This is a genomic window from Flavobacterium frigidarium DSM 17623 (assembly GCF_000425505.1).
Taxonomy (GTDB): Bacteria; Bacteroidota; Bacteroidia; order Flavobacteriales; family Flavobacteriaceae; genus Flavobacterium; species Flavobacterium frigidarium.
This window is the reverse complement of the sequence record NZ_AUDO01000007.1, coordinates 1-12,407: the sequence shown is the minus strand read 5'-3', so window position 1 is coordinate 12,407 and position 12,407 is coordinate 1. Positions and strand designations below refer to the sequence as shown.

General features: G+C 34.7%; 10 protein-coding genes and 1 pseudogene. 4 read left to right on the top strand and 7 right to left on the bottom strand.

Annotated features, from left to right (window positions below; translation table 11 throughout):
• The first annotated feature begins 171 nt into the window (after positions 1-171).
• Complete coding sequence (locus tag H603_RS0103865; RefSeq protein WP_026707344.1) at positions 172-672, top strand: hypothetical protein; 501 nt, start codon at positions 172-174, stop codon at positions 670-672.
• A gap of 68 nt (positions 673-740) precedes the next feature.
• On the opposite strand, the gene H603_RS0103860 is transcribed toward H603_RS0103865, so the two are convergent.
• Together H603_RS0103860 and H603_RS0103855 are read right to left on the bottom strand one after the other, a co-directional pair.
• Positions 741-2,477, bottom strand: coding sequence for a thiamine pyrophosphate-dependent enzyme (locus tag H603_RS0103860; protein ID WP_026707343.1), 1,737 nt, complete (start codon positions 2,475-2,477; stop codon positions 741-743).
• A gap of 434 nt (positions 2,478-2,911) precedes the next feature.
• Positions 2,912-3,745: a DUF6503 family protein gene (locus tag H603_RS0103855; protein ID WP_026707342.1), complete on the bottom strand. Its 834-nt coding sequence runs from the start codon at positions 3,743-3,745 to the stop codon at positions 2,912-2,914.
• Between the two features lie 447 nt (positions 3,746-4,192).
• On the opposite strand from H603_RS0103855, the gene H603_RS0103850 reads away from it, so the two are divergent.
• Positions 4,193-4,474, top strand: a complete 282-nt coding sequence (locus H603_RS0103850) for a hypothetical protein (RefSeq protein ID WP_026707341.1) — start codon at positions 4,193-4,195, stop codon at positions 4,472-4,474.
• Positions 4,475-4,767: 293 nt separating this feature from the next.
• Here the strand turns inward: H603_RS0103850 and H603_RS0103845 are convergent, their stop codons facing one another.
• The 4 genes from H603_RS0103845 to hutH all read right to left on the bottom strand — a co-directional run bounded on the left by H603_RS0103845 (position 4,768) and on the right by hutH (position 10,386).
• Positions 4,768-5,310, bottom strand: coding sequence for a cysteine hydrolase family protein (locus tag H603_RS0103845; RefSeq protein WP_026707340.1), 543 nt, complete (start codon positions 5,308-5,310; stop codon positions 4,768-4,770).
• 341 nt (positions 5,311-5,651) lie between these two features.
• On the bottom strand, positions 5,652-6,890 hold the full coding sequence (gene hutI, locus H603_RS0103840; RefSeq protein ID WP_026707339.1) for an imidazolonepropionase: 1,239 nt from the start codon (positions 6,888-6,890) through the stop codon (positions 5,652-5,654).
• Positions 6,890-8,887 carry a urocanate hydratase gene (locus tag H603_RS0103835; protein ID WP_026707338.1) on the bottom strand — a complete coding sequence of 666 codons (1,998 nt, stop codon included), beginning with the start codon at positions 8,885-8,887 and terminating at the stop codon, positions 6,890-6,892. The genes hutI and H603_RS0103835 overlap by 1 nt, the downstream gene beginning before the upstream one ends.
• A gap of 2 nt (positions 8,888-8,889) precedes the next feature.
• Complete coding sequence (gene hutH / locus H603_RS0103830; protein ID WP_026707337.1) at positions 8,890-10,386, bottom strand: histidine ammonia-lyase; 1,497 nt, start codon at positions 10,384-10,386, stop codon at positions 8,890-8,892.
• A gap of 82 nt (positions 10,387-10,468) precedes the next feature.
• On the opposite strand from hutH, the gene H603_RS0103825 reads away from it, so the two are divergent.
• Complete coding sequence (locus tag H603_RS0103825) at positions 10,469-11,347, top strand: LysR family transcriptional regulator (protein ID WP_026707336.1); 879 nt, start codon at positions 10,469-10,471, stop codon at positions 11,345-11,347.
• 1 nt (position 11,348) lies between these two features.
• Here the strand turns inward: H603_RS0103825 and H603_RS0103820 are convergent, their stop codons facing one another.
• Positions 11,349-11,819 (bottom strand): hypothetical protein, encoded by a 471-nt coding sequence (locus H603_RS0103820; protein WP_026707335.1) that lies wholly within the window; start codon positions 11,817-11,819, stop codon positions 11,349-11,351.
• Between the two features lie 310 nt (positions 11,820-12,129).
• Between H603_RS0103820 and H603_RS16415 the strand changes: the two are divergent.
• Positions 12,130-12,407, top strand: a pseudogene (locus H603_RS16415) (IS110 family transposase); the annotation flags it as partial.

Genomic DNA, 12,407 nt, shown 5'->3' with positions numbered 1-12,407 from the left:
TTTAATTTTCTAAATTGCAGTCTTATTCTTCCTTATTATAGCATTTTTATACAACAATAGCAAATTAAAAAGCTTTGAAAATAAGGATTCAAAATTTCAATTAAATAATATAAAAGGGTAATTGTTTAAATATTAGACGCTTATCATTCCATTTGAGATAGACCACTAATTATGCAAACAAATATAAAATGGCAGAAAAGTATTTTTTCTAGCCAATACAAGCTTTTTTCAAACCACCAAGATGTAGGCTATCTAAGTCACAACATGTCCTCTTTGCTTGCAAAAAGCAGGTTAAAAAACAGGAATTTCAGTTTTATCACAAACGGTTTCTGGAGTCGTGAGACGAAGATGTTTGATGTGGAAAGTGATACAGAAATAGGAAACATTATTTATTACGACAGCTTGACTAAAGCTGCGATCTCATTTCAAGGAGATTCTTACACCTTTGAATATACAGATAAAATGCGCGACAATTGGCAAGTCACAAATGAGTCCGGAATCAAGATTGCTTACAGTGGTTCTTTTCGAAAAGGTACTATTCAAGGAAATACCAGCGAACCATTACTGTTAATCGTAGGTTTGTTTATAGCTAATTTATTTTGGCAGAAAACCATCACAGCAATTTTTGCAATTTTAATTGTTGTTCAACTTTTTTACTTTTTTGGTAGCTAATTCTAAATAAAGAAGCAATGACACTCTCCAGGAAAATGCCATTGCTCTTCATTATTTTTTTTCGAAAATTATAAAACCTCTTTCATGTGTTTGTAATTAGTTTTTACCATTTCGAGCACTTCGTCCATTCGTCCACCTAGAATCATTTTACTAATAGAAAGTGCATATCCTTTCATCTGGTCAAATTCCATTTTAGGTGGCATCGCCAAGGCTTGCGGATTAGTAAATACACTAACCAAAACAGGGCCATCGTGAATAAAAGCTTCCTCTAATGCATTTTCTACCTTTGCAGGATCAGTAACGGTAATTCCTTTGAATCCCATTGCTTGAGCAACCATAGCAAAATCAGGATTTACCATATCAGTTTCATTATTAGGTAAACCTTCTACTTGCATCTCCAATTGTACCATACCCAGTGATCTATTATTGAAAACGATTAATTTAATAGGTAAGTTATACTGTTTTATAGTAGCAAGATCTCCTAGTAACATTGATAATCCTCCATCTCCACAAAATGCAATTACTTGTCTGTCTGGGTAAGCTAGTTGCGCACCTATCGCCATGGGCATTGCATTCGCCATAGAGCCGTGGTTAAACGATCCTAGCATTTTTCGTTTTCCAGTTCCTTCTATATAACGTGCTCCCCAGACACAGCACATACCTGTATCGACAGTGAAAATGGTGTCATTGTGTGCCATTTTATTAATGGTAGAAGCGACATATTCTGGGCTAATATGATCGTGAGAACCGGAGTCCTTCACGTACACATTTAAATTTTCTTTTACTTTTTCATAAAATTCTAGTTGTGCTTTTAAGAAACTATCATCTTCTTTATTTTTTATTAATGGTAAAAGTGCCGCCACTGTATCTCCAATTTTACCTGCTAAACCCATTTCGAGTTTCGCTCTTCTGCCCAATCGCTCAGGCTTTTCATCGACCTGAACTATTTTATTATCTACTGGCATAAAATGTTCGTACGGGAAATCGGTTCCCAATAAAATCACCACATCAGATTCGTGCATAGCATGATACGCCGATGGTACGCCTAGTAGTCCGGTCATTCCAACCTCATAAGGATTATTATATTGCATGCTCATTTTACCTCTAAAAGAGTATCCAATAGGCGCTTTAAGTAGAGAGGCTAATTTTAAAATATCTTCATGGGCTTCGCCAGCTCCAATTCCGCAAAAAATAGAAATCTTAGGATGTTTATTGACCAAATCGGCTAGGGCTTGCAAATCTTCATCTGCAGGCCTATTCACTGTTTGAGAATGAAAATTATACATAGCCGTTGTACTTTCTACCGCTTGCATTGAAGATACATCTCCTGGTAACCCAAAAACAGCAACACCTTTTTTATGAATGGCATTTTGCATTGCTGCCTGTAACATTCTAGGAACTTGGTTGGGAGTGGTAGCAATTTCGTTATAAACACTACAGTCATCAAATAACTTATAGGTATTTGTCGATTGAAAATAATCGACTCCAAATTCGGGTGTATTAATCGTAGAGGCAATCGCAATCATAGGCACTCCTGAACGGTTTGCATCATACAAACCATTGATTAAATGCACGTGTCCGGGTCCGCTACTTCCTGCGCAACAAGCTAGACCGTCTAGTTCTGCCTCAGCAGCAGCTGCATAAGCACCTACTTCTTCGTGACGCACGTGAATCCAATCTATTTTTCCGCTTCTCCTTACAGCATCATTCAACTCGTTCAAACTATCACCTGTAACAGCATAGATTCTTTTTACGTTATTACTTACTAGCATTTCTACTATTTGATCGGCTACTTTTTTTGACATAATTTTAAATTTTGTAAGTGTGACAACACTTTTTTAGACTTTTTTCAGAAACAAACAAGTATTTAGGACTCATCTACAGTCGCTATTTTTATTCGCGATTTAATCTTTCGATAAAAAACAAATTTATAAGCTATATAACAGATTTAATTAATTCTAAAATAAGTTAATCTGTTTACTACGAAATGTTTACGATGAATTCATATGTTTGTCTAGCTAAGTTATGAATTATGTGTTAGTTATCGAATTTAAAAAGCACAATGAAATGTTAATCATTTAAATTGCTAAAAAACTAGAGCGTTCTATGATTTCCCCACAGTGCTGTTTTTTAACAAATAAGTATTAATAATAGTGTGACACCTCTGTAAACAAGAAACCCAGCAGTAGCGTTCTATAGCGCTATGCTGGGTTTCTCTATATTAAAATTTATTCTGAATTTATTTTTTAAAATCAGCAGCTTTTAATCCGTTGTTGAATTTGATATCTGTCCAGTTTACATTGATCCAAGGTTCGTTTGTAACCTCAGCATCCCAATTAGAAGCTTTGTATTTGCGCTTTGTAGGAATCATTAAACCGTCAATTGTTTCATATTCTAACTGCATTAATAACGGGTCTGCTTTATCAAAATCCATTACGGTAAACAAGAACTGATCAACTAATCCAGTACTCTTGTTAATATACAATTGGTAAATATCTTTAGGTGAATTATCAAGACTATCAAATGTGACTTTAACTACATCATAAGTTGCGTCGCCTATATTTTTCTCATTCAAATATTCATAATTTACACCATCATCCATTAATTTTTGCATCATGGCAAACCAGTAAAAATTCGTAGGTCTGTTAAAAGCCACCATCTTTAAAAGCTTTTCATCTTCGATACTTTTTCCGTCATTTTTTAACCAGTATTCCTTCCCGTCGTACCCTTGCTCAATTACACCGCTTGATTCAGGTAGCGTGCGCTCATGTTTTTTATAAACCCCGTATGAAAGTTCGCCATCAAAAATATATTTCTCCGTAGTAACATCTGTTTTACCATCAGGCGTTTGGTAAGTATAGGTGTAGACAACATCTTTTTTATCATATAATTTACGCAAGTCACCTACTTTTTGAACCATATTATAAACTAATTCATGCCCTTTATTTTCAAATTTTGGCACCGTTGCAGTTATGGTATCTGTACTAGTTTCTGCAGTATTCATGCTCTTGTCATTTTTGCAAGAGATAATGCTAAGTCCAATAAGTGCTGTTGTAAATATTCTAATTTTCATACTTGTTTTTTTTATTGTTCCAAAAATAAGAAAAGCAAGTCAGGCAATAAAATATACACTTTGATATTGTGTTATATTCAAGTTAAAAAAAACGCTTAAATAAATAAGAAGTAGTTTTCATTGCTGGTATTTCTATTTTATCAGCTGAGATTTTCAAATATAAGTACATTTCTAGTGAATCGAATTAGTAAGTGTGTTGATTATAAAGGTAGTAGCTTTTAATAAAATCAAACTATTTAATTCGTTGCTGAATAGATTTTATCATACTAAATAGTAAATTCTTGATGTAGAATAAGATTAGGAATTAGTTAGGTGAAATTGCTGTTAAAATGTTGAATAAAAATCATAAATATAAAAAATCTATTTTATATTTGTTAGAGTGATGATAGGCGTTTACAAGCAATTTTGATCACTCTTATAGTTTCAATTAATATTAAATACTACAGTATGGACACTCAATTTCAAATCATAGAAAAAGAAAATATAGCCGACTTAAAATTCCCTCACAGCGAAATTTTAAATGACGATAAAGCAATTGATCAAAGAACAACCGAATTAAAAAGAGCCTTATCATTGGGGAATTTAGAGCATTCGAAAATCCAAATCTATTTTGAAGATGAAATTTCTAAAAAAATGGTCGAGACTACAGTATGGGCGCTTACCGATGAAAGCGTAGTGCTAAAAAAAGGTGTTGGAATTCCTATTAATAGAATCGTGAAAATTACATAACATTTAGTGCTTTTAAATAATTAGAATGGTTTTTTGGCGCCTATTCCAGTATTCTGCTATAGCCCTCTATTTCCAGTCAATTTTTACAAAATACTAGAGGAGCTTCTTTCAGTCGCTCTCTACTATTAGTAAAAATAAGCCAGTAAATTATCGGGGCTGCCGCTTCATTTCTGGGGCGTTAAATCAAATTTAAGGTATAAGAGAAATAAGAAGCGCAATTTTAAAAAGTAAGTTGCATAAAAAAACCACGGCTATGAATTAAAGTTTATAGCTGTGGTTTTTTTTTTGTTGATTTATTTGAGAGATTCAGCAGTACTTATAATTTTAGAATAGAAAAAGCTAAGACCAGCTAAAAAACTTGTTTGAACACTTGCGGCGTCAACACTTTGACCATAAATTTCTAGTGCTCGTGTTGCTGTAGCATCTGCGATAACGGTACAGTCAAATCCGTAATCTTTTGCCGCTCTCACGGTGGCATCAATGCACATGTGCGTCATCATACCAACAAATACAATCTCAGTAATCTCTTTAGATTTTAAATAAGAGAATAAATCAGTATCTCTAAAACTATTCGGGTAATTCTTCACGATTAGTTTTTCAGATGGTAACGGTACTACACTTTCATGTATTTCTTGACCTTTTGTATTAGGAAGAAAAAAAGTGGCTTGAGGTGATAAAGATAGGTGCTGAACGTGTACAACCTCTAATCCTTTTTCTCTAAAATTAGTTAAAATAAGCTTTGCGTTTTCACTTGCTTGAAGTGGCTGTACCAACTCCATTGCACCATTTTCGAAATAGTCATTTTGTATATCTATTATAATTAATGCTTTACTCATGATTTTTTATTTAATGTTTATCACACAAATTTAAAGCATAACAAAAGCAAAATTGCAGATATAAGCAAACCTTTAACGTATGCAATAAAGTAGCTTCACGTTGTAGCCAAAGCTCTCAAAACAACATCACAAACTCACATTAATTTAGATTAAAACATAGTATACTTCGATTGAAATAAAGGTGCAAAAAGCATTTGGATTTTTACTAATAGTCTTTTAATTAAACTTCGAAACTCAATTTTAATTCGCAATAATAAATTTCATTTTAAACTCAAATAATTACTTTATATATTTTGTTTCAATTGTAATTATATCAATTGGTTACAATTTTTTTTATAGTATCATTTTTCAAATTCTTGTCCTTTTAAGTATACTTTTTCGATACAATGATTACCGAAAGAATATGGTATAAAATTATACGAGTTTATTTCTTTAGTCAGTATTAAGTTTGCTAATTTCCCCTTAGTTATAGATCCCACTTTATCTAGTACATTCATTGCATATGCGCCGTTAATTGTTGCTGCATTAATAGCTTCCTCAGGAGTCATTTTCATTTTTACACAGGCGGTAGCAATAACAAAATTCATATTACCAGAAGGAGTAGAGCCTGGGTTATAATCAGTGGCTAATGCCAGCGGTAATCCTGCATCAATCATTTTTCTAGCCGGTGTGTAAGGAATACTTAAAAAGTAAGAGCAGCTAGGTAATGCGACCGGCATTGTACGGGTGTTCTTCAAATCTTCAATATCTTCGTTTCTCATTACTTCTAAGTGGTCTACAGATAAAACTTCGTTAGCAACTCCAACTTGAATTCCACCAATAGCGTTAAATTGATTCACGTGAATTTTACCTTGAAGTCCGTGTTTTTTACCAGCCTCTAAAATCAACTGCGTATCATCCACTGAAAAATATCCAGTTTCACAAAAAACATCTATAAAATCAGCTAAATTTTCTTTTTCAATTGTAGGTAAAATATCAGTGATCAGCATGTGCAAATACCCTTCCTTATCATTTTTATATTCAGCAGGTACCGCATGTGCACCAAGAAATGTAGCTTTTATTTCGATAGGATAATTTTCCTTCAACTTTTTAATGACACGTAGCATTTTTAGCTCGGCGTCTTTAGTTAAACCATAGCCTGACTTAATTTCAACAGCGCCAGTACCCAAATGAATAATTTCCTCTAAGCGTTTTTTACTTTGATTATACAATTCGCTTTCGGTAATTTCCTGTAACCTTTTAGCCGAATTTAAAATACCACCACCGTTATCAGCAATCTCAGCATAGGAGAGTCCGTTTATTCTATCTACAAATTCATTCTCTCTGTTCCCAGCATAAACTAAGTGGGTGTGTGAGTCACACCAAGAAGGAAGCAACATTCTGCCAGTGGCATCAACTGTTTCTATATCTACTTTGGGGCATTCCTTCATTATTCCAAAGTCAGCTATCAACCCATCTTTAACTAGTAAAAAAGCATCTTTAAGAGTAGGTAACTGACCCATTTCTTTCCCTGAAAGAAAGCCTACTGTATTTTCTCTTACCTGCAGTAATTCCTTAATATTTACAAATAATACATTCATTAAAATAAGTCTTTTAAAAGGTTATCTTCTACTAAATTAGGCAATGTCACTTTAAGGTTAGGTGTTCGAGCCATTTCTCTTTTAATAGCAAAAATAGCCTCATCATTTCTAGCCCAGCTTCTTCTTGCGAGTCCATTGTTAACATCATAAAAAAGCATGTTTTTCAATTTTTCTTCCGCCTCGGTTGTTCCGTCGAGTAGCATACCAAAACCACCATTGATCACTTCACCCCAGCCCACACCGCCACCATTATGAATAGAAACCCATGTAGCACCTCTAAAACTGTCCCCAATTACATTGTGAATAGCCATATCTGCAGTAAATTTACTTCCGTCATAAATATTAGATGTCTCTCTAAATGGTGAATCTGTTCCGCTGACATCGTGGTGATCTCTACCTAAAATCACGGGTCCAATTTCTCCTTTTGCTATAGCATCATTAAATGCTTTTGCAATTGCAATTCTACCTTCTGCATCGGCATAGAGAATTCTTGCTTGCGATCCAACAACCATTTTATTCGCTTTTGCATCTTGAATCCAAGTGATATTGTCTTGCATTTGCAATTTGATTTCTTCAGGAGATTTTTGCATCAATTCTTTTAAAACTGTGGCAGCGATGGCATCTGTTTTATCTAAATCATCACTATTCCCCGAAGCACAAACCCATCTAAACGGTCCAAAACCATAATCAAAGCACATAGGACCTAAAATATCCTGTACATAAGAAGGATATTTGAAATCAATGTTATTTTCCGCCATAACAGCTGCACCTGCACGAGACGCTTCTAATAAAAAAGCGTTACCATAGTCAAAAAAATAAGTTCCTTTTTTAGTGTGATTATTAATAGAGTTGGCGTGTCGCCTCAAAGATTCTTGGACTTTCTCTTTGAATAATTCCGGATTCTCTTTAATCAGTACGTTCGATTCTTCGTAAGACAAACCTGCAGGATAATAGCCGCCGGTCCAAGGAATATGAAGAGAGGTCTGATCAGATCCAATGTGGATAAAAATTTTCTCTTGATCAAATTTTTCCCAAACATCAATCACATTTCCTATAAATGCGATTGAAACTACTTCATTGTTTTTCTTGGCTTCTAGCGTTCGTTTTACTAATTCATCGATATCCTCAATTAGAACATCGACCCAACCTTGTTCGTGTCTTTTTGTAGCCGCTTTTGCATTCACCTCTGCACAAATGGTGATACAGCCAGCAATATTACCCGCTTTTGGTTGGGCGCCACTCATACCACCCAAACCTGCCGTTAAGAATATTTTTCCATTCGGGTTTTCGTCTTTTTTCAAGATTTTCCTGAATGCGTTCATCACTGTAATTGTAGTTCCATGAACAATTCCTTGTGGTCCAATGTACATGAAAGAACCTGCTGTCATTTGCCCGTATTGTGTTACTCCAAGAGCATTGAATTTTTCCCAGTCATTAGGCTTGGAGTAATTAGGAATCATCATTCCGTTAGTCACTACAACTCTTGGTGCATTTTTACTAGAAGGAAACAGCCCCATAGGATGTCCAGAATATAAATGCAAAGTTTGCTCTTCTGTCATGATGGCTAGATACTGCATAACAATTAGGTATTGTGCCCAATTTTGAAAAACAGCACCATTACCACCGTAGGTTATTAATTCTTCTGGATGTTGGGCCACTACTGGATTCAAGTTGTTTTGAATCATCAACATTAGTGCTGCTGCTTGTTGTGTTATTGCAGGATACTCTGCAATTCCTCTAGCATATATGTCATAGTCTGGTTTGAATCGATACATGTATATTCGACCAAATTCCTTTAACTCATTAGCAAATTCGGTAGCTAACTCTGGATGCCATTCTTTGGGAAAATAGCGTAATGCGTTTCTAATAGCTAGCTGTTTTTCTTCAAGAGATAAAATATCTTTTCTTTTAGGCGCTCTATTTGCATCTTCAGGATAGCCTTTTACTGCAGGCAAAGTGCTTGGAATGCCTTGTAAGATTTGTTCTTTAAAAGTCATAACTAATTTACTTTTACAATTAATTTTTCGTTTTTTACTAATTGAATCATGTTATTTATATCGTCTTTTAGGAGTCTGTCATCTTCTAGCTTATCCACTTTATCTCTTATGATAGCATGATTTTTTTCGATTATTTCAGAAAAGGTGTTAGGACGTCTAAATTCCATTGCCTGAGCAGCATACATTAACTCTATGGCCAGTATTTTTTCTAAATTTTCTAAGATTTGGTTTAGTTTTCGACCAGAAATACTCCCCATAGAAACGTGATCTTCTTGACCTAAAGAAGTGGGAATACTGTCTGCAGAAGGAGGGAAGCAGAGGGACTTGTTTTCTGTCACTAAGGCTGCAGTCGTATATTGCGGAATCATAAATCCCGAATTCAATCCACCAGCCTTTGTTAATAAACGGGGTAAACCGTATTTACCTTCGATTAATAAATAACAACGCCTGTCGGCTATATTTCCAAGTTCTGAAGCGGCAATCGAACAATAATCTAATGCCATTGCTAGCGGCTGGCCATGAAAATTTCCACCAGATATAGCTTCGGTTTCACTTAGCACTATTGGATTGTCTGTCACCGAGTTCATTTCGATCTCAGCTAATTCTAATAAATGGTAAAAAGCGTTTCTAGAAGCACCATGAACTTGCGGTATACAACGCATAGAATAAGGATCTTGAACACGTTCGCAATTTTCGTGAGAAGCAATATTTTGAGAACCTTCAAATAACGCTCGCATTCTTGATGCTACGTGAATACTTCCTTTAAACGGTCGTATTTGATGTAATTCTTCTCTAAAAGGGGAGGAGCTTCCTTTGTACCCTTCGATACTCATAGCACCTGCAACATCAGCTAAATCAAGTAAATAGTTCATTTTGAGAAGCCCGGTAATTGTGTGAGCGAGTATGAACTGCGTTCCATTAATTAAACCTAAACCTTCTTTAGCTTGCAGTTCAAGCGGCTTAATTTTGTGCTGTAGCAGTACTCCTTTTGCAGGAACGATTTCGTCATTAATCCAGAAATCTCCTTCACCAATTAAAGGTAAAAATAAATGGGATAGCGGTGCCAAATCTCCAGAGGCACCTACAGATCCTTGCTTGGGAACTGTGGGTAATAAATCATTTTCTATAAAATAAATAATGCGTTCGATAAGCTCAAATCTAACGCCAGAAAATCCTTGACAGAGAGCATGTACCTTACAAATCATCATAATCTTAGAAAGCTGCTTGTCAATATTTTCACCCACACCCACAGCGTGAGTAATTAAAAGGTTTTTTTGTAATAAGCTCGTTTCGCTTTCGGTGATTTGGACATCGCACAAGGGACCAAAACCTGTATTGATTCCATAAACCACTTTGTCACTTTTAATAATTGTCTCTACTTTATTTCGACAAGAATTGATTTTAGCTCTAGCTTCATCATTAATTATTGCTTTTAAAGTGCCGTTTGCTATCTCGTTGACGCTTTTTAATGTCAGTATATCTATTCCGTATTTAAACATCTCTTGTAGTAATTTTAGTTTTATCAAAGTTATGGTTACTTTTGATGCTTTATGATATCAATTACATAACCAATTAAGAACTATGAGTTATCAAATAGAGTTAAGGCACATGCGTTACTTTCTTGCTGTTGCAGAAGAGTTGCATTTTAGAAAAGCAGCCGAGAAATTATTTATTTCGCAGCCAGGATTGAGCAGGCAAATAAAGCTGCTTGAGGAGGAGCTAGGCATTATACTTTTTGAAAGGCACAATAGAAAGGTAGTATTGACTACTGTAGGGGAATATTTGAAAACTGAATTCACACAACAACTGAGGGTTATAGACAGCACCTTAACTAATGCCAAATTAATTCATGATGGCAAAAAAGGGGAGTTGAAGATAGGTTATGTAGGTTCAGCCATGCAAGATGTGATTCCGAATTTGCTATTGAAATTTGAAGATAAAAATCCAGATATTCTATTTGATTTGAAAGAAATTGACAATCAAAAGCAGATTGAAGACTTAGTGTCACTGTCTTTAGATATTGGTTTTGTTAGATTAGAAAGAGTGCCTCTCACCTTAGAAATAAAGACAATATTAGATGAGAATTTTTGCTTGGTTTTACCAAAACATCATCCTATTAATGAGCACAATTTTGAAAGCATAGCTCAATTTAGAGAAGAGTCTTTTATACTATTTGACGCTAAATATAGCGCCTCATATTATGAAAAAGTAATGCAGATTTTTGATGATTGTAATTTCACTCCCATAATTTCTCACAACACCATACATTCAAGCTCTATTTTTAAGCTGGTAGAGAATAATTTTGGTATTTCGATTGTTCCAAAATCTCTGGCGAAAAAATCGGGTTACAGAATTAAGTTTATAGAATTAGATACAATAGTTCAAAAAACAAAACTTTCTATAATATGGAATAAAAAAAATGGGAATCCTTTGCTAAAAGACTTTTTGAAACTGTTATGATTTAAAAAGTTACTGGAATTGTAAAACTAATTTTCTCGCCAGCTTCATCGCCATCTCCTGAACCGGGGTCGTTGTGAATTACGAGTGTACCAACCTTGCTACCTTTGGCATCAAATATCAAGTTGGCAGAAAAGTTAACCGACCCTTCCTTCATCCAATTTTCATTTGTCGATAAAAAGGTAGTTGCAATTTCGTTACCCAGCTCATCTAACAACTTTATGTAACCTAGGGAGCCTTCGTTAGCAAACCATACTCCCTGAGAATTCACTTTGATTAATGCGGGAGATAGTAGCTTGTCATTGTCTTTAATATTTACTGTGGGAAGTATTGTTGTTTCAACTTGTTTGTTAGAAAGACTCTTCACTTCTTTTAGATTCTTATGCTCCTGTGCCGGCTTCTCTTTGCAAGATAACACAGCCGCTAATATAGTAAATAGGATCATTTTAATTTTTAAACTGGTACTTTTCATCATAATCTGGAGCTTATATTAAGTTTTAGGTTTTAATAACGTTTCTAAGTCGAATGCATAACATGTGCTTTGCCAAGAAACTATGACATCTTACAACCACTTAGAATACTATAAATTGCAAGCCATGGTATTTTTTATCCTTGTTTGATATTTTGTATTTTATGCGTTTCTTATTTCAGATGGCTGGAAGTTTATAACCCTTCAATTTTCGGCTTAACGAAAACTGGATGCGAAACGATAATTCCACTAAGTTCCAGCTAGCTCAAAGCATCAATGTAAAAGCATAACTTTGAGAGTACTAAAAACGAAGATTATGCAATTACAAGATGCCTTTTCTAAACCAAAGATATTCATTGGTTTAGATATTCACAAAAAAAGCTGGACAGTTTCTATCCAAACAGATTTGTTTTTTCACAAGACTTATTCTATGCCTTCAAATGCAGAGGATTTGTATCTATATGTGGAGCGAACATTTCCAGATCACGACGTTGATTTAGTTTATGAAGCGGGTTGCTGTGGCTTCTCTGCAGCACGATATTTTTTAAATTTGGGTTGGAATGTACTAGTTGTCAATCCCTCAGATGTAAAGAG

Bases quoted from the DNA above. Each gene is read 5' to 3' on its own strand.
- H603_RS0103865 (WP_026707344.1), top strand. From the start codon at position 172: ATGCAAACAAATATAAAATGGCAGAAAAGTATTTTTTCTAGCCAATAC.
- H603_RS0103860 (WP_026707343.1), bottom strand. From the start codon at position 2,477: ATGTCAAAAAAAGTAGCCGATCAAATAGTAGAAATGCTAGTAAGTAAT.
- H603_RS0103855 (WP_026707342.1), bottom strand. From the start codon at position 3,745: ATGAAAATTAGAATATTTACAACAGCACTTATTGGACTTAGCATTATC.
- H603_RS0103850 (WP_026707341.1), top strand. From the start codon at position 4,193: ATGGACACTCAATTTCAAATCATAGAAAAAGAAAATATAGCCGACTTA.
- H603_RS0103845 (WP_026707340.1), bottom strand. From the start codon at position 5,310: ATGAGTAAAGCATTAATTATAATAGATATACAAAATGACTATTTCGAA.
- hutI (WP_026707339.1), bottom strand. From the start codon at position 6,890: ATGAATGTATTATTTGTAAATATTAAGGAATTACTGCAGGTAAGAGAA.
- H603_RS0103835 (WP_026707338.1), bottom strand. From the start codon at position 8,887: ATGACTTTTAAAGAACAAATCTTACAAGGCATTCCAAGCACTTTGCCT.
- hutH (WP_026707337.1), bottom strand. From the start codon at position 10,386: ATGTTTAAATACGGAATAGATATACTGACATTAAAAAGCGTCAACGAG.
- H603_RS0103825 (WP_026707336.1), top strand. From the start codon at position 10,469: ATGAGTTATCAAATAGAGTTAAGGCACATGCGTTACTTTCTTGCTGTT.
- H603_RS0103820 (WP_026707335.1), bottom strand. From the start codon at position 11,819: ATGATGAAAAGTACCAGTTTAAAAATTAAAATGATCCTATTTACTATA.